This window comes from Halobacillus salinarum, assembly GCF_022919095.1.
In the GTDB taxonomy this organism is placed as follows: Bacteria; Bacillota; Bacilli; order Bacillales; family Halobacillaceae; genus Halobacillus_B; species Halobacillus_B salinarum.
Genome location: NZ_CP095073.1, coordinates 4,165,001 through 4,186,238 on the forward strand (window position 1 = coordinate 4,165,001; position 21,238 = coordinate 4,186,238).

A 21,238-nucleotide genomic window follows, 5' to 3' on the forward strand; every position below is an offset into this window, starting at 1 on the left:
GCTCTATCCAATTGAGCTACGGGCGCATCTCTTTAAGAGCGACATCTATCAATATATCATGTTAATTAATTCAACGCAAGAACTTTTTTTTGGTTGGTGCGGCCGAGAGGACTTGAACCTCCACGGGGTTGCCCCCACTAGGCCCTCAACCTAGCGCGTCTGCCGATTCCGCCACGACCGCAGATTGCAATATAAGTGCTGATCATGAGATAAAAGTGCGGGTGGAGGGACTTGAACCCCCACGCCGTGAAGCACTAGATCCTAAATCTAGCGTGTCTGCCAATTCCACCACACCCGCATGTAACTGATGAGCCATGGAGGATTCGAACCTCCGACCCTCTGATTAAAAGTCAGATGCTCTACCAACTGAGCTAATGGCTCAAAATAACTTAAGATGTGCAACATTTCTGTTTAAAAGCACAAGAAACATCATATAACTTTACCCGATGTTTGTCAAGATTAATCTCAAATAAAAATGGCTGGCCCAGCTGGATTCGAACCAGCGCATGACGGTACCAAAAACCGTTGCCTTACCGCTTGGCTATGGGCCAACGTAAATGGCGGTCCGGACGGGACTCGAACCCGCGACCTCCTGCGTGACAGGCAGGCATTCTAACCAACTGAACTACCGGACCTCATATGTAATTTAAAAGTGACCCGTACGGGATTCGAACCCGTGTTACCGCCGTGAAAGGGCGGTGTCTTAACCACTTGACCAACGGGCCTCGTTAGTCCTTATGAAATAATAATGGCGGAGAAGGAGGGATTTGAACCCTCGCGCCGTTTGCACGACCTACACCCTTAGCAGGGGCGCCTCTTCAGCCACTTGAGTACTTCTCCATAATGGCTCCACCGGTAGGATTCGAACCTACGACCGATCGGTTAACAGCCGATTGCTCTACCACTGAGCTACGGTGGAATAATACTAGAGAACTTGTATCAAAGCTCTTTCATAACGCGCCGGGACAACCAGCGACGATAAATATCTTATAACATTTCAGCCTTAATGTCAAACCCTTTTCGCATCAAATTTCATGGCTTTATGTAGCGCGAAAAAAGACATTTTTTAACACGGCTTAACTAATTTAACATGCCCTTAATCATTCGTCAATGATTAATTTCTTTCTTTAATAATTTCCCCCGGCATTTACCACAGGAATATCGGGACGTGTTCACTTTCCTTTTTCGATAATATTCCTGACCGCATTGAGTACATATATAGTAATGCTGAACGGTGTCCGCGTGGGATGGTAATGGTTTGCAAAATCTCGGTGAACCTGTTTCCTTCATTAAGCGTCTGAAATCTCTATCTCTGTGCTTATATCCTTTCCCCTCAATATGAAGATGATAATGGCAGAGCTCATGCTTAATAATACCAATGAACTCCTCTTGGTCTAATTCCTTCAAGTACTTCGGGTTTAATTCAATAACCCGCTTCGCAGGGATGTATCGTCCGCCTGTTGTCCGCAAACGGTGATTGAAGACGACTTCATCTTTAAAGGGTCTTGCAAACACCTCTTCTGATATTTTACACGTCCACTCCTTAAGCTTTTGATTGTTGATCTCCATTTGTCACGTTCCTTTCGTTCGGTGCATAGTTTATCATACGCTTTTGTGTTTCAGAAACTAAAAGGAGTGAACGAAATGCCCGGCTGGCTGAAAAAGCAAATCTGCGCTGCTTTTTTTAATAAGGATAAGTATCAAATAAAAATGCTGAATCAATGCTGGTATTTTTATCAGCAGCACTTAAAATAAACTATACCCGGAAGGAATCCCTCCGAGTATAGCCACTATTATTGAGGCAGCATCGTTAATGCGATGCGCTGTTTTTGTGTGTCTACGTTCTCAACCCATACCGTCACAACGTCACCTACGGACACCACGTCCATCGGATGCTTAACAAATTTATTTGACAATTTGGAAATATGGACAAGCCCGTCCTGTTTAACTCCTATATCAACAAAGACTCCAAAATCAACCACATTTCTGACTGTTCCTTCAAGCTCCATCCCTTGCTCCAAATCTTCCATTGAGAGTACGTTGGTTTTTAACAGCGGCTTAGGGAGATCATCACGAGGGTCTCTTCCCGGCTGAGTGAGTGACTTGATAATATCCTCCAGCGTCGGTCTCCCGATTTCCAATTCCTCTGCCGTTCTGGATAAATCCAGAGCTTGAAGCTGTTCCTGCATTTCCTTGCTTCCTAATTGATCAGTACTCAGATTTACCATAGCTAAGAGCTTTCTTGTAGCCTGATAGCTTTCCGGGTGAATGGATGTCCGGTCTAAAGGCTCTTCCCCATCTAAAATCCGCAGAAACCCTACACCTTGCTCAAACGTTTTAGCTCCTAGTCTCGGTATATTCTTTAATTCCTTACGCAAGGAGAATTTTCCGATTTCATCACGCTTCTTTACGATGTTATTTGCTACTGATTTGCTCAATCCGGAGACATATTGCAGCAGCGAGGATGACGCTGTATTTACATTTACCCCTACTTGGTTCACAGCTGTTTCTACGACAAAGGTCAGCGATTCATTCAGCTTCTTTTGGGTAACGTCATGCTGATACTGACCCACGCCGATTGATTTAGGATCAATCTTTACAAGTTCCGCAAGAGGATCCTGCACTCGTCTTGCAATCGATACGGCACTTCGCTCTTCTACTTGAAAATCAGGGAATTCTTCCCTTGCAAGCTTGGATGCAGAGTACACGCTTGCTCCAGCTTCGTTCACTATCATATAGGAAACATCCAGATTGTACTTTTGAATCATATCCGCAACAAACTGCTCAGTTTCACGCGAAGCTGTCCCGTTTCCAATCGCCATTAACTCAATGGGATACTGCTCGATAAACGAAAGAATCTGTTTCTCCGCACCCGCTTTATCATTTTTAGGTGGAGTCGGATACATGACTGCAATATCGAGTACTTTTCCGGTTTCATCAATTACTGCCAGTTTACAGCCTGTTCTGAACGCAGGGTCAATTCCCAGCACTACTTTCCCCTTCAAAGGCGGCTGCAGTAAGAGGCTGCGCAAGTTGCTGGAAAAAACATCAATCGCCTGTTCTTCGGCCATTTCCGAAAGAGAACTTCGAATTTCTCTTTCAACCGAAGGCTGGATCAATCGTTTATAGCTATCCTGAATGGCTTCCATTAATATGTCACGGACAGTGCCATTAGTGGAACGACGCAGCACCTGTTTTTCTAAATATTGAACGATCGTTTCTTCTGGCGGGTGGACCGTTACTTTGAGTACGTCTTCTTTTTCGCCTCTGTTTAATGCTAAAATCCTATGGGAAACGATAGAACGCACAGGCTCTTGAAACTCATAATACATCTCAAAGATGCCTTTCTCATCCTCATCAGCGTTTTTATCCTTTGATTCAATCGTTCCTTTTTGAAATGTCTGCTTTCGGATTTGATCACGGAAAGCAGGCTCATCAGAAATCCACTCCGCTATAATATCGTTTACGCCCTGGGTAATTTCCTCCAGGGTATGTAACTCATGTTCCTCCGACAAATAAGACTCAGCTTCCTGCTCATAATTAAATGTTTCCTGTTTCCATACAAGCTCAGCCAGGGGCTCAAGACCTTTTTCCTTAGCAATGGTTGCTTTCGTTCTTCGCTTCTGTTTATAAGGACGGTATAAGTCTTCTACTTTCTGTAGCTGATCCGCCGCTTCAATATCCTTTCGCAATTCATCTGTGAGTTTGCCTTGTTCATCAATTAAGCGAATCACTTCTTCTTTGCGCTGTGATAAATTCTGGACATAATTCCATTGATCTTCTATGGATTTGATTTGCACCTCATCCAGCCCGCCTGTCATTTCTTTACGATACCTGGCAATAAAAGGAACGGTATTCCCTTCACCAAGCATGTGAATGACTTGGGACACCGGTTGCTTACCAATCCCGGTCTGCTTCGTAACTAGGGCAAGCAAATCATCATTCAATTGTAAGTCGCTCACGAAATTCCTCCTTTTAACTACGGTCTCCATTGTATCAAATTCTTTAATGATTTACCTATAAATAAAGGCCTCACTCCTTCCTGCGGGAAGAAATAAGGCCTTTATTTATACTCCATAGCAATCAGTGTGGTATCGTCATCACGCGTCCCGCCATAGAGATCTTTATATCGTTGTGTGATTTTATTAATATCTTGTGTGATGGTGTCGCGAACAGATAGATTACGCTCATTTACCCCGTCTGAAAACATTAAAAAAATCATCCCCGAATGGACAACTCCTCGTGAGACTTTTAATTTTCTTGGGAACCCAGCCAGATAACCGGCTAATGGAATATTTCTTGTCCTGGTTCCATCTTTATTCACAATAATAACACCAATGTTCCCTATCGAAGAGTAAGAATAGGTTTTTGTATTCAAATCAATGCGAAGGACACCTAAGACAACGCCTCGTTTGCCTGTTAACGATTCGTTGCATTTACGTACCAAAGCTTCTACTTCCAAATTCGGATATTCTTCCATAACTTCCATGACAGCTTTAGATGATTCACTTGCTAATTCCCCGCTGCCAAGACCATCAGCCAGAGCACAAATAAAGGCATCTTCTGTTTCATTGTAGTAATAACTATCTCCACAGTAATAATTGCCTTTTTTGGGCTCTTGGTATACAGAAATCGTTACATGCTTGGAATCCTCTTCCACTAGAACACCTCAACTGATTCAGACTGCAGAGCTTCCCTCAGCTTTCTCAATGCACGCCTTTGCAGACGGGAAACATGCATTTGTGATATTCCCAGTCTCTCTCCCGTATCTTTTTGGCTCAAATTCTCAAAATACGTACATTGCAGAATTTCCTGCTCACGTTCACTGAGGATCGGCAGGACTTTTTCAAGAAGCATGCGCTGATCAATATGATTGTACCCATCTTCCTTATTACCGATTAAGTCAAGAATGGTCACCGTACTTCCATCAGAATCCGCCTCAATTTTACGATCCACTGAAAGGGCTTTGTAGCTCTTACCCATTTCCATCGTTTCCAGAACATCTTCTTCAGAGACGCCTAAATGATCAGCAATTTCTATAACGGAAGGTGACCTCTGAAGGGTATTCGTCAGCTCCTCTGCCGCTTTTTTTATTTTTGGTCCAAGCTCTTTGATTCGCCTTGGAACATGAACACTCCAGGTTTTATCACGGATGAACCGTTTAATCTCACCAATAATCGTGGGTATGGCAAACGATTCGAAGGATTTGCCATACTCAGGGTCATAACGACGAATAGCAGCCAATAACCCGAGCATTCCTACTTGGACTAAATCTTCGTGTATAGTGCTGTTCTTAGAATATTTGCGCGCAATAGATTCTACGAGATCGTTGTAAACGAGAACTATTTTTTCTTGGACTTCTTCGTCCCGCGGGTTTTCTTGTAAATGCTGGATCCATTCGTATACTTCGTCGTTATGATGATGAGATCTGGTCGCCATCCTGACCCACCTCAGTTTCGCTTAGATATTTTGTCATTAATACAATGACTCCATATTTACTGTTGATCTCGACTTTATCCATTAGCGCATCAATCAGGAACAGCCCAAACCCACCTTCACGAAGTTCTTTTATATCATCATTCTGCTTATACGGCCCGATATCTTCTTTGATTTCTCCTAAGTCAAAACTGCCGCCGTGGTCCGCTACCATCACTTCTAAACGGTCTTCATATATGCCGAATCCAATAGTAATCTCGCCTTCGCCCGTTTCCTTGTAGGCATGCTTTACACCATTGGTAATTGCCTCTGAAATAGCTACCTTTAAGTCCTCAATATCTTCGTAGGAAAAGCCCATGCGATTAGCAATCCCGGAAGTGCTCAAACGAACAACTCCCACATATTCAGCCTTAGCAGGGACCTTTACTTCAACAAAATCAAATGGTTCCATGATTACATCCCACCTCGTACCGTAGAGTCGATGTTCATAATTTCTGTCAGGCCGGTAATCTTAAACAACCGATATACGCGTTCCTGCATTTGCACAAGCTTCAACTCCGTATCATGTTCCTTCGTGGACTTAAGCGCACTAATAAACACTCCAAGTCCAGTTGAGTCCATATAATTAACCTCTTGCAGATCGACTTCCACGGTTTGTCCATCTTCTTTAGTTAGTGGCAGCAAAGCTTCTTTTAATTTAGGAGCCGTAAATGCATCTACTTCTCCTGCGAGTGAAACATAAGCGGTGTTTTCTTTATTTGTAACATCAATCGTTAAATTCATTCTATACAGCCTCCTGTTAAATTAAAGTCGATCAAAAGAGGAGTTCCCGCTATACACAAAAGTTAAACATTTCTTCTCAGGATGATGAGTGTAAAGTCATCTCTCAGCTGAAAATCCTGCAGGCGCTCAAAATACTTATACACTTGTTCTACAATCTCCTGAGCAGGCAGATGCGTGTACTTGTTTATGACATGAAGAATCTCTTCCTGTTCAATAAAGCGGTCACCCTGCCGGCATTCTGTTACTCCATCGGTAAGCAGAATAATCATATCCCCTTTTTCAACTTTTCGTTGATATTCTGTATAAGAGGCTTCAGAAGAAACACCCAGTACTAGGCCGGAAGCTTCAATTTCTTCGTATTCATCCTTGTCCTTATGGTAATAAAAACCAGGCTCGTGCCCGGCGGATGAATAGTAGAATGTATGATCCTTTGTATCATAGAGGCCATAAAACATCGTAATGAACATGCTCGCATCGACATTCCGCTCAACCACGCGGTTCAAGCTTCCTAAGATGACACCTGGGTCCATACGCAGTTCAGGAAAACTATCCATCGAATATTTAATCATAGACATACATAAGGCAGCAGGAACGCCTTTACCGATAACATCGGCTATAGCGACACCAAGGGCCCCCTCGCTGTCTTGGACAAAGTGATGGTAATCACCGTTCATCTGCTTGGCAGGTACGCTGATGGCTCCGACTTCCACTTCCTCCATCTCTGGTTTTTTAGTGGACAATAACGTTTTTTGCATATTTGCAGCGACGGATATTTCTGATTTTAATTCCAGTTGTTTTTCACGCAGAGATTGATATTCCTGATAAGCTAAACCATAGGAAATCATTGTCTCCAGGAGAAAATTTAAAGAAGATTGAATATACTCAGGCATATCCGGGTATAGCTCTTGTAAAGACTGGATATGAACATTAATAATTTCCTCTGGGGAGATGTTATGCTGCATGGAATGCTTACTGAATTGCTCGGCTTGATAAAGAGCTTGTTCATCTTTAGTTTGGATATATTCTTGAAGCAGTTCTTTATAGTTTTCCAAATCAAGCTTTAATGTACTCATCGTTAACCTCCTCTAACGGAGCCATTTAATTACTTTTATTTCTGTACCTTTGCCTTCTTCAGAATGAATATCAAATTCATCCATCAGGCGCTTGACACCAGGCAGTCCTGCTCCGAGTCCCCCTGAAGTGGAGTAGCCGTCTTCCATAACCTGGCTTAATTCCTTAATCCCTGGTCCATTATCCATAGCGATAATGCTCATTCCTTTATGGTTGACTTCTTCTATCACTTCGAAACAGATTTTACCAGTTCCGGCATATAAGTAAATATTTCTGGCCAGTTCGGAGATTGCCGTAGCAATACGCGCTTGATCTACCGTGCCAAAGCCTGTTTTTCTGGCGACATCACGGCCCAGCTGTCTCGCTCCGACAATGTCCCACTCCTTTTTGATATTGACACAGGATTGGAAGTCCATACCTACTCCTCCAATTCCTGACGAAGTTTAATCAATCCTTGTTCTAAATCTAACGCAGTAGGGACATCCTGCAGATGTATTCCTAAATCAATCAGCGTCATGGCCACAGCTGGCTGAATGCCGGTGAGCACGACCTTCGCTCCCATCAAGTCGGACATCGTCACAACGTCACCTAGTACTTTGGCAATGAACGAGTCGATGATGTCAACTGAAGTCAAGTCGATGACTACACCTGTTGAGCCGCTTTCGTGGATTTTTCGCAGAAGATCTTCTTGAAATTGAATGGCGGTTTGATCGTCGAGGTCGATTTGTATGGAAATGAGTAAATAATTGTGCAGTTTTAAAATTGGTATTCTCACAGTATTCACTCCCTGTTTAATGAATCGATTAATTTTTCGATATTTTCGTCGTTATTTTCTTTTTCCACGATGCTGCGATTGGTTAATTCAAGTGCCGTTTGGAACCCTTTCCGCAAAGAACTTTTCGTAGGAAACTTACCTAGGTCAATCCCAAGATTGACAATCGTCTGGGCAATTTCCGGCCGAATCCCTACAAGGATGCAGCGGGAACCGATTAACCGGACGGCTTCAGCTGCCTGAATAATATGATGGGCAACCATCGTATCCACCACCGGAACACCTGTAATATCAATCAGCACAACTTCAGCGTTATGCTTAATCACTCCATCGAGCAGGTTTTCCATAATCAGCTTAGCTCTCTCTGTATCAATCGTACCGATTAAAGGCATGATCGTAATGTTTTCCATCACCGGAATAAGCGGTGCAGACAACTCCTGTAAAGCCACCCGCTGAAGTGAGACAATGTGCTCCCAGCTGCCGGAGTATTCATTGACAAGCTGGTTAATAACTGGATCTACCCAGCCGTCTACTTTACGGAGTACTTCAGAGAAATAATCCGAATCAATACTTTCGGATTGTTTTAAAATGAAGTCCGTAATTACACGGCGGAATACTTGCATGCCGTCTGTCAAATAACTCAGCGGCCAGCCTAGGTTTATAAGCCGTTCTGCAAATTTTTCGAGATCAGCAGAAAGCCCCTGTTTTTCTATACTGGAAAAAATCACATTCACGAATTCCCTGTTCGTGCTTTCAAACATCTCATCGGAAATAGTCGCGGTGTAATCAAATTTCTTATGAGCCTGGATTTCTTCAAGCCACATTTGTACAATGTCGTTGCTGTGTTCCAAAACTACATCCTTTATATTCTCGTCCATCTCTCTACCTCCACCTGATGCTCCCTGATTTTTTACTGCCGTCGAATTGATATCCAAATATAATGTTATCAAAAATTTGTGGTTTAATATACTAATTACCATTATTCTATACTGCTTTTAAGAATAACGCCATCCAACTTAACTGATGTAACCCAAACTTAAACGAAAAATAAAAAAGAAGCCGCCTTTGCCAGACAGCTTCATTTAAAAATCAATTAATCCAAGACTAATTTGCAGCGCTTCATTTACGCGCTGCATCATAGGATCATCAAGTTGAGTAATCTTGTCGGTCAAACGTTGTTTATCAATCGTTCTGATTTGCTCCAGCAGGATTACTGAATTTCGTTCAAAACCATATTTGGCTGCATCAATTTCAACGTGTGTAGGTAGTTTGGCTTTTTGTATTTGCGCTGTAATCGCGGCAACGATTACGGTAGGACTAAAACGATTGCCGATGTCGTTTTGAAGAATGAGTACTGGACGAACCCCGCCTTGTTCAGAACCCACCACCGGGGACAAATCAGCGAAATAAACGTCTCCTCGTTTGACTATCAATGGCTTCACACCCCGCCCACTAATTGCTCCAGGGTGTGTTCTGCCTCCTCTTCAGCCTGAAACGCTTCTGAAGCGATGTTTAAGTTAATTTTTGCCATCTCCATGTAGCCTCTGCGCATTGTCTCTCTAATATGGCGCTGCTTTTTCTCACGCAAATACATTTTTGTTGCTTGACACATGAAATCGCTCCGATCACTGTTTTCGAGTTGAATAAAGCCATCCACTTCATTGAGTAGGTTATCCGGAATCCGAATGACAATCTCCTGCATGCTGTCGGACAAAACCATACACCTCCACCATCTTCTCTTAAAAGAAACCAGTCAATAATTCCAATATAAGTTTATCATTCAGGAGAGGCTATTGCAAAGGCGTCTTGGAATTTTTTCGTAAAATATGAAGCCTGTTCGCCCTTCTTCTGGATATTTGTTGAATTCTGCATGTCACATCATAATGAATTCTCAACATCTATGATTCGGCCATCTCTTAAATATACGCGAGGAACCCGTGAACTAATCATACAAGGTATCTCATAATTTATGGTTTCTAAATGGGCAGCTACTTCATCTGCACTAACCTCTGCTTGTTGTTCTTTACCAATTAAGGTAACCATTGTACCTACAGGATATTCCTGATCCAGACGAATCATAAATTGATCCATGCAGATCCGTCCCACAATCTGGTGTCTTTTGCCATCAACAATAACATCCATGCCTTGCAGCTTACGGATCCACCCATCTGCATATCCGAGCGGAACTGTCCCGATCCACTCTTCGGAAGAGGTCCTGTAAGTGGCACCATAGCTGACAGCTTCTCCTGCTTCCATTTTTTTAACGTGGACCAATCTGCTTTTTAGGGCAAACGCAGGTTTTAAATCGATCGGTTTTTCTTTTTTGACAAGCGGAGAAGGGTATAGGCCGTACATACTGATGCCGTACCGGACAAATTGCTTCATTTGCCCAGGAAATCGCATACTCGCAGCACTGTTTCCGGTATGGATAAAGAAGGGCTCTTTCCAAACTTCTCTTAAATGCGTCATCAGCGATTCAAACCTCTGGGATTGCTCTTCATAATAATCAAGTTCTTCCTCATCTGCAGTTGCAAAATGGGTATAAACGGCTTCCAGCTGGAATTGGCTGGTCTTTCGAATAAACGAAAGAATTTCATCCATTTCTTCGTTCGATCGTATGCCGATCCTCCCCATACCGGTATCCCATTTCATATGAACCTTTAAAGGGGTAGGCAGCTGCAGTTCACTTACTTTCTGGAGCCACTCCGCCTGAAAAACCGTCACGCTGATTTGGTGGCTGGCAGCAACCGGTGCATCCTCCGGACGAATCCAGCCCATAACCAGGATAGGAGCTTCAATACCCGCCTCTCTTAATTTAATCGCTTCATCCAGCAAAGATACGGCAAGCGCTTCAGCTCCGGATTTCAAGGCTTGCTCGGCAACCTGGACATCTCCATGGCCGTAGGCATTTGCTTTTACGACAGCATAAACCTTCGTCCCTTTATAGAGCCTGTTCTTGAGTTGTTTTATATTGTAATCAACGGCAGAAAGGTCGATTTCTGCCCATGAGTCCCTGTAAAAAGTTTCGATCGACAAAGGTCTGACTCCTCTCTTCATCCAATATCTTTCTATTATTGAACGAGGGGCAGACCGTGTCAAATCCTTAAAAATAAAAGCAGACCGCTAAGCCTGCTTACCAAAGATTTTATTTGACCGCGTGATTATTGATCGAGCTTGCCACTGACACCATTTCTTCTTCGGTTAATTGATCACTCGCCAAATGGAAGGTTGTGCCATTTTGCGTCCATTCAAGATGCTGGTCCGCAAGCGCACCGATGACGCCGTCTGAAAGCTGTACCGGATCACCATTCACGTGGACAGAAGTCTGGGCACTAGCCGCTTGAACGTCAGCCGTTTCTTGAATGAGGGTGAAATTCTTTTCTCCTGTATAATTCATAATGACACGGTTTCCGTCCTCCGTACTCATTTCCTGTTCATCAGCAAGCTCGGCCCCGTAGGTTTCTTCAGGATAAAGAACCTCCGACACCTGATTTTCCTCCATGTTTGCGACAGGCACCTCTGCTGTTGCCATCGCCATGTTTTTATCGACATCAAAGTCTTCTTTTTTCAGTGAATCGTCTTTCGAAAAATTAGAGAATTGGACTTCCACTAGTGCGTTCATATCCTGGTCAAAGACTTTGACCATAACCGGCTGGTAAGATTTTTTATCAAAATAGATCTCTTGATAAGGCAGTGTTTTATTGTTTTGATAATTGGTTTTCGTTTTAAAGACGTAATGGTTTTCCGTTGTGTTGAATTCCGCTTCTGAATCAGCTTTAATATCTTTGATCAAAGAGGCATACAAGTATGGCTGGCTTGTGTTCTGCGGCCAGTCACTCTGGAACTTGAAGCTCTTGTTCAGAGCTGGAGTGAGGACGTAAACGCCGCTGCCATTTTTCAAAATGATCTGGCTCCCCTTTTCATCCTGGTCATTTTGAAGCTTGACCCGGTAAAAATCATCTTTTTTATGCCAGACTTGAATATGATATTGCTGCTCTTCTTTCCCGGTCCGCATTTTCATATTGGCGTCCGTTTTATATCCAGCCATATCGCTTGCCTTTTGTTCAAGCTTTTTCAACACATCTTCTTTGGATTGCTGTCCGCACGCACTTAAGGCGAGCATGGCAAACAACGAGGCGAACAAAAGGATTAGAAAACGTCTTTTCATTAACTCAACTCCTTTGTCTCAACTGAGGACAAAGGGAACGCATCACTTTACTAAGAAAATATACGGAAGGATTGGGACAGTCCTTCTATGACATCTGTAGCAAGCAGACCCGTCTTAGAATGCGACGCTTCCGTTAGAAGCTCGGCCGTCGAGCCGTGGATGAAGCACCCATTGCACAGGCCGTCCATAAAGGATTCGCTCTGAAGCATCATTGCAAGCAGGATTCCCGACAGGACGTCGCCGGTTCCTCCTTTTGCAAGTCCTGCATTGCCGGACACATCTACACGCTGATCTCCCTCTGGGGACGTAATGATCGTCGCCGGTCCTTTTAGAACGAGGTAAACCCCATGGGAACAAGCAAACTCCTTTGAGTAAGCAAATGGCGACTGCATCACTTTGGAAATCGGTTCGCCTGTCAAATGGGCAAACTCTCCAGGATGCGGCGTCAACACGATCGGTGCAGACCGTACTTCTACATCCTCAAGCAGTTCCTTCACTTGATAAAGGCCATCCGCATCAATTAACAGCGGAACATTGAGCTCGGCCAGCAGTTCACTCATAAGCTCCTGCACTTCCGAATTCCGGCCGATTCCCATTCCCACAGCAACTCCATCGAATTGCTGGAAATCCTCAACAGCATGTCCGGTAATTGCGCCGTCTTTTTCATTCATCGGCAAAAACGTAGCTTCCTGGACATATGAAGAAACAGATGGAATGGCGCTTTTTGCAGTAGCAACCGTTACCAGTCCTGCACCGCTTCTTAGAGCTGCTTTCGCTGACACCGCAATAGACCCCGGCATGGAATAAGACCCTCCGATGATGAGTCCTCTTCCATGACTGCCCTTATGCGAGTCTGCACCTCTTTTCGGCAAGGTCCTTTTCACATCATCCGCTTGCCAGACGACCCTTCTCCCTTTGTTCTTATACTTGACAGGGAGTCCGATTTCCACAACCTCCACTTCCCCGTAATAAGGGCGGGTATGCTGTAGAAAAGCGCTCATTTTTAGAGCCGCTATCACAATGGTGTGGTCCGCCCGAAATCCATCGAAGTCCACCACACCTTCATCTGCCGGTACCCCTGTTGGAAGATCAACAGCAATACGGCAGCAGGATTGCTGATTGGCGAGCTCAACAATTTCCTTTAATGGTGATCGCAACGGTCCATTTGCACCTATGCCTAACATAGCATCCACCAACACATCGGCGGATTGCATCGCAGCTGTGAATTCTTCCCAGTCTTCAAGCTTTAGGAGCGGGTAATTTGAGGCTGAATAGATTTCTTTGTGAAGCAAAGCATCACCAGAAATTTTTTCATCCGGCACCACCTGCCAGGCTTGCACATGATAGCCTCTGTTAAGCAGAGTCCGTGCGAGGACAAATCCATCCCCTCCATTGTTTCCTGCTCCAATGAGCACTAAAATTCTATCGTGCCTCTCTACCTTTCCCTCCACTGCCCGGGCTGCTTCACGGCCGGCACTTTCCATCAACACTTTCCCTTCAATTCCAGCTGACTGGATAGCCAGCTGGTCCCAGTCGTACATTTCTTGTGCGGTGACAATCTCCATTTCGTTCCCTCCTACCCGCATTACAATGTTATGAGACAAACTATGTAATTATGTCATTTCACCTTTCTTCAACAATTACCTGCGCCATAGCATGAGATAAACTATGAGAGATTGATACCCAGATGGTAAGCTTCTCATAGCCCTTTACACGAACGCGCGGGGCTCCTTCAGGATTTGGCAAAATTTCAATGTCCTGAAAACTAAGTTTTCCGATGCCGGTATGAAAAGCTTTTGCTACGGCTTCCTTCGCCGCAAATCTTCCAGCCAGAAATTCATGCTGGCGCTTTTCTTTCATACCTGTATAGATATTGAACTCTTCAGGAGTTAATATTCGTTGAACAAACCGCTGATTTCGCTTTATACTTTGATTAATACGATCAATCTCAATAAGGTCTACACCAATTCCCTGGATCATTTTCATCTTCCTTTACAATGAAACTAGTTGTAGTATACCCGATAACCTCTCTCTTAAAAAAAGAATAATAGCTGGAAATTTCGCTTATATTGACGAGTATAAGGGTTTTTAAAGGAGAATCGACTAATGTTTGTACGTACAGAAAGCTTTAAAGAATTTATTCGTTTTTACCCCATTGTATCCGCCTTAGTAATCATCCATTTTGTTCTCTGGCTCTTGATTAGCGTGCTTCACTTCGGTTTTGCAGTTCAGCTTTACCAGCAGGGGCTTGGAGTGAACCTGCTTATTTCCCAAGGGGAATACTGGAGACTGATCACCCCGGTTTTCCTTCACGCAGGGTTTGCTCACGCTTTATTCAATTCATTTTCCCTCGTCCTTTTCGGTCCTGCTTTGGAACAGATGCTCGGGAAAACAAAGTTCATCCTCTTATATTTATTTGCAGGTTTTGCCGGTAACCTCGGCACTTACATCGCAAGCCCGGAATCCTACACGGCTCACTTAGGAGCTTCCGGCGCTATCTTTGGTCTATTCGGCGTTTACATTTTCATGGTGTTTTTTAGAAAGCATTTAATCGATCAAGCCAATGCCCAAATCATTACTGTCATTTTCATATTAGGTGCGGTGATGACATTTCTTCAGGCTAACATTAACGTGCTCGGCCATATTTTTGGGTTTCTTGGGGGATTGGCCGCCGCGCCGATTGTTTTAAGAAATGTACAAGGATTTTCTTTATCGCAGATCCGCTCCAGAAGTTCAAGCCCGGGAGGGTTCAGCTTTAACCCCAATCGTCACAGTAGAAGGAACCGTTCGCTTAAAACCGCGGGCCGCTACCTCTTTTGGGGACTTATTATTTTTCTAGTTGCCATTTACGTATTTTCGAATTTCTTGTAAAAAACTTTACTGAAATAACAGGAGCTTACACCCTCGCTCCCATCATAAAAAAACTGGCAGACTAGAATGTCTGCCAGTTTTTTATTAATTTACGTTAGAATTACGCTTTTTATTCTGAAAGCCGTGTTTCCCTTTGCTATTAAATTTACGATTGCGTGATTTATTATTGCCGCTGCGTTTAAAATTACGATTGCCATCTTTACGATAGTTTTTCTTGTTTTTGTTCTTATCGCGCTGTGCGCCTTTTACACTGATCGGCTGAACTGAAGTTAAGCGGACAGGCACTTCGTCACGTTCTTTTGTCAGCAGTTTAAGAGCTGCTGCCACTACTTCTGATGCATCGTGGTCCTGCAGCAGTTGATCAGCCGCTTGATGGTACTTATTCAAGTCGTTAGCATCAATGGTTTCTTTAATTTTGTCTACAGCTACCTGCTGCTGGCCCCGCTTAGCTTCATCAGATGAAGGCACATGTAAACGTTCCACTTTTTTCTTCGTGAGTTTCTCGATCAAGTGAAGCTGCGCTTTTTCTCTCGGTGTTACAAAAGAGACTGATTCTCCCTTACGTCCAGCACGGCCAGTACGGCCAATTCGGTGAACATAGCTTTCCGGATCCTGTGGAATGTCAAAGTTATAGACGTGAGAAACATCGGATATATCAAGTCCGCGTGCAGCAACGTCTGTTGCTACTAAGATTTCAATGCGGCCGCGTTTAAATTTATTAAGCACAGACATCCGTTTCCCCTGAGTTAAGTCTCCGTGAATCCCTTCCGCTCTGAATCCGCGTGCTTGCAAACCGTCAGATAACTCATCGACACGGCGTTTCGTACGGCCGAACACAATGGCTAATGCCGGTGCGTGAATATCAAGCAGACGAGTCAGCGTATCAAATTTATGCTTCTCAGGGATTTCTACGTAGTATTGGTCAATATTTTCAACGGTCATTTCTTTTGATTTTACTTTTACTTCTTCAGGCTTTTTCATCAGCGTTGTGGCGATATCGCGGATTTCCTTAGGCATCGTTGCTGAGAAAAGCAGCGTTTGACGATGTTCAGGCAACGCTTTTAAAATGTCGCGGATATCGTCAATGAAACCCATATTCAGCATCTCATCAGCTTCATCCAATACTGCTGTATGCACATTCTCAAGTTTAATCGTTTTTCTGCGGATGTGATCGAGTAAACGTCCAGGTGTTGCGACGACAATTTGATTGTCGCGTAAAGCACGGATTTGACGCTCCATGTTAGAGCCGCCGTAAATCGGTAATGTGCGAATGCCTTTGTTTTTTCCAAGGCGGTTAACTTCTTCCGCAACCTGAATAGCCAATTCACGTGTCGGGGCAATGACTAATCCTTGAACAGCCTTTAAATCTTTATTGATCTTCTCGATCATCGGAATTCCAAAAGCTGCTGTCTTACCAGTACCTGTCTGAGCCTGACCGATTACGTCCTTGCCTTGCATCCCAAGCGGGATGGTTTGTTCTTGAATGGGTGTGGTTTCCTCAAAGCCCATATGATTCAGAGCTTTTAAAACTGGGTTTGATAAACCTAATGATTGAAATGTTGTCACTATTTGTTCATACTCCTTTAAAATAAAATCTTCTACCTTATATATAGAAAACATGTAAAAAAAGCCTTCTGCCCCACGACACGGAAAGGCTTCTAAAATACCTGCCTGATAGATTAACTAATCTTAACACACATGACAGTTTTAATTCTACACATTTTTTCTATGCTTTTCAAACCTAATAATGATAAAATGAGTAAAAAATGATGTCTTCCCGAGGAGGGATCCAATGGATAAGCCTCCATTTCACCCATATATTCTGCTTGCTATCGGTGTCATATCCATTTCAACTGCAGCTATTTTTGTAAGACTTGCCGGGGAAGCCCCTGCATCTGTTACAGCTTTTTACCGATTGTCATTAGCTGTTATTATTATGGCCCCATATATAGGCTGGAAATACGTAAACGAATTTAAAAAAATTGTATTAAAAGATTGGCTTTTGGCGATTTCGGCAGGAATTTTCCTGGCTTTCCATTTTATTCTATGGTTTCAATCACTCCATTACACATCAGTCGCAAGTTCCGTAGTACTCGTCACTCTTCAGCCGATCTTTGCCTTTATCGGCACGTACCTTTTTTTCCATGAACGATTTACGGTTGGAGCCGTGCTGAGCATGGTGATTGCGATTACCGGAAGCGTCATCATCAGCTGGGGAGATTTTCAAATCAGCGGAATAGCGCTCTTAGGTGATCTTATGGCATTAGCAGGAGCAGCCATGGTTACGGGTTACTTTCTACTGGGACAAAACCTGCGCAAGCGGCTCTCGTTAATGACCTATACCTTTTTAGTGTACGGAATGGCTTCTATTACACTTCTCGTATACAATCTGCTGCTGAGTCAGCCGCTGGTAGGCTACTCTTCAAGCCAGTGGCTCGTATTTTTAGCTCTTGCCGTTATTCCTACATTCTTAGGGCATTCCCTGTTCAATTTTACCTTAAAGTGGCTGAGCACCTCTACGCTCTCGATGACTATTCTGATAGAGCCTATCGGAGCCTCTCTGCTTGCTTACGTCATTCTAGGTGAAGGAATCACCTGGTTTCAATGGCTTGGAGGAGCCATCGTTATTTTTGGTTTGATGCTGTTTATATTCAGTACGTCAAAGAAAGTTAAACCTATGCTTACGCATGCTTCTAAAAAAGAAAGAGGTGTATAAATGCCAGTACAATTAATTGTTGACGGAGGCGGCGACTTTCCTGCTTCCTTTCTCAAGGATCATCACATTCAAATCGTTCCTCTCAACCTTCATTTAAAGGAGGAGCAATTTAATACGGAGAAGCTTTCTCTCCCCAAATTTTATGAACTGTTAAAGCAGTCGGATGAATTGCCAAGATCTTCATCCCCGAGCCCGCACGATTTTTACGAAATCTATAGGCAGACGGACCCAGCTCATTCAATCCTGGTTTTAAGCCTTACTAAAGGTTTGAGCAGCACTTATGAAAACGCTGTTATGGGGAAGGAAATGCTGCTGGATGAGGAACCCGAACGAGAAATTGCTGTCTTGAATACGAAAACAGCTTCCAGCGGGATCGCCCTTTTGGCAGCTGAAGCCCAAGATCATATTGAAGAAGGCATGCCATTTCAGACGCTCGTCCACCATATGGAAGAAAGAATCAGGAAAGTAGCCACGTTGTTTATCCTAAAGACGCTGGACAATGTAATAAAAGGCGGCCGCCTGGACAAAGTAAAGGGCAGAATTGCGAAAACCCTGAATATAAAGCTGCTTATGCGCGGAAACGAAGAAGGCGAAATCGAAGTAACCGAAAAAGTGCGCGGCACTAAGAAGTCCATTCGACGTTTCATCGAGCAGATTGGTGAATATACAGATGCATTTGAAGACAAAAGATTTGCCATCGCTCATTGTAACGATGAAGACCACGGACTGGCCGTAGCTGAAGCTATAAAAACAAAATATCCTTTTAAGCAGGGATTATTTATGGAAATGGGACCGCTCATTGCCACTCATGCTGGAGAAGGCGGGCTAGTGCTTGCCTTCTTTAAGGATTGAAGGATTGATTGACGTCAGAGGGATACCCCCTCTGACTTTTTTATGGAGAAAGCAAGCGGCTTGCAGCTTCTCGTTCACTTGATTCCCTTAGTCTCTCCCCTTTAATTTTCTGATAGAAAAGTAAGAACCTTGTCACAAAGCTCCTCCCTGTCATCTCCATGGCAAATCAAATGCTTGGACTTTGGTAAAAACACGACCTCTTTTTCAGCTGCAGGTATTTCTGCTTTCAAGAAATTAGCGGTCGCTTTTGGAACCATCCCGTCCAAGTCCCCTTGAATGATTAAGACCGGGCAGTTGACTTTATGAAGAGACGGCCGGGTGAATTTCACACATTTCATAAATTCAAATGAAGAAAAGAAGTAGGTATCCTTCAGCTTACGCTGATAACGAAGAAACAGCTCATTCGATGCCAGTTCTTTGCGGACGGCGTCTACTCCCATCTCTACAATGTCTTTAAACATTTGAGGAAGACTAATATACTTCCCTGCAGCTGAAAGCAGCACAAGCCGTTTGATTTCATATTTTGCAGCGAGGTAAGCTGCGATCATCCCGCCCATGGAAAATCCGACAAGCAGTAAAGTATCGTTTCTTTTCTTAAGATCTAAAAGAGCAAGCTCTGCTGTAGCGATCCATTCCTGATAATAATGACCTCTTAAGTCAAGGTCTTCTCCATGTCCAGGCAGGGTTGGAGAAGCAAGCTCCCAATCCGTGTTTGTTTGTAAGAATTCCACTAAAGGACGCACTTCCTCGGGGCTTCCCGTATACCCATGAATGCACAAACAGCCAATACTCATTTTTCTTTTCACCACCTAAATATTTCGCTTCACGAAACAACTATATCACAAATTTTATTATTCATCTTTCTTCAGGATTCAGCCATTCATGCTTGTCCCGCGATACGCAGACGAAGCCGAACCTATGTATAAAAACAGCGCGCCTTAGCGCGCGTTATTTTATTCCTTTAACAAACGTGCCTATCCCTTTTACAATTGGCGATACCTGCTGAACAGTTTTCACTACTTGCCCTGTAGTCGACATCATCTTCTCAAAATCTATTTCCCCATTTTCATCCTGAAAATACGTCATAAATCCTTTCGGGAAGCCTGCTTGCTTAGCCGCTTCAGCATTTTCACCATATACATCGTTTTCAGTATATCCCGGATAGCCATAACCATACATATAAGGGTTTTGGTACATGGACGATCCAGCATTCATTCCATAAGTTCCTTGCATTTGATTGGGATTGGGATTGGGATTAGGATTAGGATTAGGATTGATATTAGGATAGGTAAAGTTATAGGGAGAATAATTATAAGGATAAGTCTGGCGGTAGTTTACATTATTCCACCCGTACCATGAATTTTGATTTGGTTGCATTGGTATTCCACCTCTGATGTTTATTTCATACTTCAGCCTATGAAGAAAAGCAAAAAAAGTGAAAAAAACCAAGTGATATTGAATCACTTGGTTTAAGAATAATGCATAGCATCTGTATCGAGAAAACGCTCCTCATAAGGAACCCTTAAAGTACGTTTGAGTTTATTTTCCTGGTAACCTAAGATCTGTTCTTCATCTATGAAAGTAGCCGGTGTTCCATATACTTTCTTTTTTTGGAGTTCCTTAAAATACTCTCGATTGCTCGATATATTTCTCTCTTCGAACTCAATCTCCCATTCCGATAGCTTTGAAACAACTTTCTCACAATTGGAGCAGTTATTGCTCGTATATACAATAACCCTCTGGTTGCTCATAGCTGTCCTCCCCTTCCAAGGTAAAACTATGCAATTATATGATTGCTCACAGTTTTTTTACCCTTATACCCATGACTTAAAACCTATAAATTTCATTTATTTAATAATCTTTTTTAACGGTTTGTGAATGGTTTGCAGGAGAAGATTCATTACGCTTGGATGAATTAAATCGTTAATGGGCAAGGAATTCCTGAAGCGGCTGCGTCCCCTGGAGGACATCAAAGCTTTTATTCTCTGCTCTTGGAACGGAAAGCAGATAAACCAGTGCTTCAGCTGCGTCTTCGCGTGAAATTTGGCCGAATTCCTTCAGATGTGCAGCTAGTTCAACCTTTCCGCTTCCTGGTTCATCAGTTAAACCGCCCGGCCGTAAAATCGTGTAATTCAAACCGGATGCTTTTAAATATTCATCGGCTCTGTGCTTCGCATATAAATAATGTCTCATGCCGCCCGGGCCTATTTGAGGGCGGTCCGCTGCCATCGAACTTAGCATGATAAAACGCTGAACGCCATAATGCTTGGCATGGTCGACCGCCTTGATTGCTCCTTCTTGATCCACTAAAATCGTTTTGTCCGCTCCTGTATCCGGCCCTGAACCAGCCGCAAAAATGACAGCTTCCACCCCGTAAAACGCTGATTCAAACCCGTTCTCAAGGTTTCCCAATACCGTTTTTACTCCCTTAGACTCAAAGGCAGGGATTTGATCGCTGTCCCGTACCATGGCTACAGGTTCGTGCTGGGACTCCTGCAATTTATCGACGATATGTCTTCCTACGTTTCCATTAGCCCCGATCACTAATACCTTCAACTCGGCACCCTCC

General features: G+C 43.5%; 25 protein-coding genes and 9 tRNA genes (1 of these 34 only partly in view). 4 read left to right on the forward strand and 30 right to left on the reverse strand.

What is annotated here, in order from left to right; all coding sequences use genetic code 11:
• From MUN89_RS21305 to MUN89_RS21350, 10 genes are all read right to left on the reverse strand, one after another.
• Positions 1–26, reverse strand: a tRNA-Arg gene (locus tag MUN89_RS21305); it reaches 51 nt to the left of the window's first position.
• A 68-nt stretch (positions 27–94) separates the two neighbouring features.
• A tRNA-Leu gene (locus MUN89_RS21310) sits at positions 95–181 on the reverse strand.
• A 35-nt stretch (positions 182–216) separates the two neighbouring features.
• Positions 217–298, reverse strand: a tRNA-Leu gene (locus tag MUN89_RS21315).
• 10 nt (positions 299–308) lie between these two features.
• A tRNA-Lys gene (locus MUN89_RS21320) sits at positions 309–381 on the reverse strand.
• Between the two features lie 95 nt (positions 382–476).
• A tRNA-Gln gene (locus tag MUN89_RS21325) sits at positions 477–551 on the reverse strand.
• 7 nt (positions 552–558) lie between these two features.
• A tRNA-Asp gene (locus MUN89_RS21330) sits at positions 559–635 on the reverse strand.
• Between the two features lie 18 nt (positions 636–653).
• Positions 654–725 (reverse strand) — tRNA-Glu (locus MUN89_RS21335).
• Positions 726–749: 24 nt separating this feature from the next.
• Positions 750–840: transfer RNA gene (locus MUN89_RS21340), tRNA-Ser, on the reverse strand.
• Positions 841–844: 4 nt separating this feature from the next.
• Positions 845–919, reverse strand: a tRNA-Asn gene (locus MUN89_RS21345).
• A 188-nt stretch (positions 920–1,107) separates the two neighbouring features.
• The gene (locus MUN89_RS21350; RefSeq protein WP_244710214.1) at positions 1,108–1,569 is read right to left on the reverse strand and encodes a SprT family protein; all 462 of its coding nucleotides are present in this window, start codon (positions 1,567–1,569) and stop codon (positions 1,108–1,110) included.
• A 75-nt stretch (positions 1,570–1,644) separates the two neighbouring features.
• Between MUN89_RS21350 and cmpA the strand changes: the two genes are divergently transcribed.
• Entirely contained in the window at positions 1,645–1,755 is a 111-nt protein-coding gene (cmpA, locus tag MUN89_RS21355; RefSeq protein WP_244710216.1) for a cortex morphogenetic protein CmpA, read from the forward strand.
• Positions 1,756–1,793: 38 nt separating this feature from the next.
• On the opposite strand, the gene MUN89_RS21360 is transcribed toward cmpA, so the two are convergent.
• The 15 genes from MUN89_RS21360 to acpS all read right to left on the reverse strand — a co-directional run bounded on the left by MUN89_RS21360 (position 1,794) and on the right by acpS (position 14,210).
• Positions 1,794–3,962 (reverse strand): Tex family protein, encoded by a 2,169-nt coding sequence (locus MUN89_RS21360; RefSeq protein ID WP_396266066.1) that lies wholly within the window; start codon positions 3,960–3,962, stop codon positions 1,794–1,796.
• 101 nt (positions 3,963–4,063) lie between these two features.
• The gene (locus MUN89_RS21365; protein WP_244710220.1) at positions 4,064–4,660 is read right to left on the reverse strand and encodes a SpoIIE family protein phosphatase; all 597 of its coding nucleotides are present in this window, start codon (positions 4,658–4,660) and stop codon (positions 4,064–4,066) included.
• The gene (gene sigB / locus MUN89_RS21370; protein ID WP_244710222.1) at positions 4,660–5,439 is read right to left on the reverse strand and encodes an RNA polymerase sigma factor SigB; all 780 of its coding nucleotides are present in this window, start codon (positions 5,437–5,439) and stop codon (positions 4,660–4,662) included. Before sigB ends, MUN89_RS21365 begins: the two co-directional genes overlap by 1 nt.
• Entirely contained in the window at positions 5,414–5,887 is a 474-nt protein-coding gene (gene rsbW / locus MUN89_RS21375; protein WP_244710223.1) for an anti-sigma B factor RsbW, read from the reverse strand. The genes sigB and rsbW overlap by 26 nt, the downstream gene beginning before the upstream one ends.
• Positions 5,888–5,889: 2 nt before the next feature.
• A complete protein-coding gene (locus tag MUN89_RS21380) occupies positions 5,890–6,219 on the reverse strand; it encodes an STAS domain-containing protein (protein ID WP_244710225.1) in 330 nt (109 codons plus the stop codon).
• A 62-nt stretch (positions 6,220–6,281) separates the two neighbouring features.
• Positions 6,282–7,292 carry a PP2C family protein-serine/threonine phosphatase gene (locus MUN89_RS21385; protein WP_244710227.1) on the reverse strand — a complete coding sequence of 337 codons (1,011 nt, stop codon included), beginning with the start codon at positions 7,290–7,292 and terminating at the stop codon, positions 6,282–6,284.
• Positions 7,293–7,304: 12 nt separating this feature from the next.
• On the reverse strand, positions 7,305–7,706 hold the full coding sequence (locus tag MUN89_RS21390; protein ID WP_244710228.1) for an anti-sigma regulatory factor: 402 nt from the start codon (positions 7,704–7,706) through the stop codon (positions 7,305–7,307).
• A gap of 2 nt (positions 7,707–7,708) precedes the next feature.
• On the reverse strand, positions 7,709–8,065 hold the full coding sequence (locus MUN89_RS21395; protein WP_305852433.1) for an STAS domain-containing protein: 357 nt from the start codon (positions 8,063–8,065) through the stop codon (positions 7,709–7,711).
• A 5-nt stretch (positions 8,066–8,070) separates the two neighbouring features.
• Positions 8,071–8,940: an RsbT co-antagonist protein RsbRA gene (locus tag MUN89_RS21400; protein WP_244710232.1), complete on the reverse strand. Its 870-nt coding sequence runs from the start codon at positions 8,938–8,940 to the stop codon at positions 8,071–8,073.
• A 204-nt stretch (positions 8,941–9,144) separates the two neighbouring features.
• Entirely contained in the window at positions 9,145–9,495 is a 351-nt protein-coding gene (locus MUN89_RS21405) for a type II toxin-antitoxin system PemK/MazF family toxin (RefSeq protein ID WP_244714003.1), read from the reverse strand.
• 5 nt (positions 9,496–9,500) lie between these two features.
• Entirely contained in the window at positions 9,501–9,782 is a 282-nt protein-coding gene (locus tag MUN89_RS21410) for a CopG family ribbon-helix-helix protein (protein WP_244710234.1), read from the reverse strand.
• Positions 9,783–9,940: 158 nt separating this feature from the next.
• The gene (alr, locus tag MUN89_RS21415; protein WP_244710235.1) at positions 9,941–11,098 is read right to left on the reverse strand and encodes an alanine racemase; all 1,158 of its coding nucleotides are present in this window, start codon (positions 11,096–11,098) and stop codon (positions 9,941–9,943) included.
• A 109-nt stretch (positions 11,099–11,207) separates the two neighbouring features.
• Positions 11,208–12,230 (reverse strand): LolA family protein, encoded by a 1,023-nt coding sequence (locus MUN89_RS21420; RefSeq protein ID WP_244710237.1) that lies wholly within the window; start codon positions 12,228–12,230, stop codon positions 11,208–11,210.
• Positions 12,231–12,280: 50 nt separating this feature from the next.
• On the reverse strand, positions 12,281–13,795 hold the full coding sequence (locus MUN89_RS21425) for an NAD(P)H-hydrate dehydratase (protein ID WP_244710239.1): 1,515 nt from the start codon (positions 13,793–13,795) through the stop codon (positions 12,281–12,283).
• A gap of 58 nt (positions 13,796–13,853) precedes the next feature.
• Entirely contained in the window at positions 13,854–14,210 is a 357-nt protein-coding gene (gene acpS / locus MUN89_RS21430) for a holo-ACP synthase (RefSeq protein WP_244710241.1), read from the reverse strand.
• 126 nt (positions 14,211–14,336) lie between these two features.
• Here acpS and MUN89_RS21435 point away from each other — a divergent pair, with 126 nt between their 5' ends.
• Positions 14,337–15,101 carry a rhomboid family intramembrane serine protease gene (locus tag MUN89_RS21435; protein ID WP_244710243.1) on the forward strand — a complete coding sequence of 255 codons (765 nt, stop codon included), beginning with the start codon at positions 14,337–14,339 and terminating at the stop codon, positions 15,099–15,101.
• Between the two features lie 84 nt (positions 15,102–15,185).
• Here MUN89_RS21435 and MUN89_RS21440 read toward each other — a convergent pair whose 3' ends face one another.
• Positions 15,186–16,667, reverse strand: coding sequence for a degradosome RNA helicase CshA (locus MUN89_RS21440; protein WP_305852434.1), 1,482 nt, complete (start codon positions 16,665–16,667; stop codon positions 15,186–15,188).
• A gap of 226 nt (positions 16,668–16,893) precedes the next feature.
• Here MUN89_RS21440 and MUN89_RS21445 point away from each other — a divergent pair, with 226 nt between their 5' ends.
• Entirely contained in the window at positions 16,894–17,817 is a 924-nt protein-coding gene (locus tag MUN89_RS21445) for a DMT family transporter (protein ID WP_244710245.1), read from the forward strand.
• On the forward strand, positions 17,818–18,669 hold the full coding sequence (locus MUN89_RS21450) for a DegV family protein (RefSeq protein ID WP_244710247.1): 852 nt from the start codon (positions 17,818–17,820) through the stop codon (positions 18,667–18,669).
• Positions 18,670–18,770: 101 nt separating this feature from the next.
• On the opposite strand, the gene MUN89_RS21455 is transcribed toward MUN89_RS21450, so the two are convergent.
• The 4 genes from MUN89_RS21455 to MUN89_RS21470 all read right to left on the reverse strand — a co-directional run bounded on the left by MUN89_RS21455 (position 18,771) and on the right by MUN89_RS21470 (position 21,225).
• Positions 18,771–19,463, reverse strand: a complete 693-nt coding sequence (locus tag MUN89_RS21455) for an alpha/beta hydrolase (RefSeq protein WP_244710248.1) — start codon at positions 19,461–19,463, stop codon at positions 18,771–18,773.
• Between the two features lie 154 nt (positions 19,464–19,617).
• Positions 19,618–20,046, reverse strand: a complete 429-nt coding sequence (locus MUN89_RS21460) for a YppG family protein (protein ID WP_244710250.1) — start codon at positions 20,044–20,046, stop codon at positions 19,618–19,620.
• A gap of 92 nt (positions 20,047–20,138) precedes the next feature.
• Entirely contained in the window at positions 20,139–20,420 is a 282-nt protein-coding gene (locus MUN89_RS21465; protein WP_244710252.1) for a glutaredoxin family protein, read from the reverse strand.
• A 172-nt stretch (positions 20,421–20,592) separates the two neighbouring features.
• On the reverse strand, positions 20,593–21,225 hold the full coding sequence (locus MUN89_RS21470) for an SDR family oxidoreductase (protein WP_244710254.1): 633 nt from the start codon (positions 21,223–21,225) through the stop codon (positions 20,593–20,595).
• Positions 21,226–21,238: the final 13 nt, after the last annotated feature.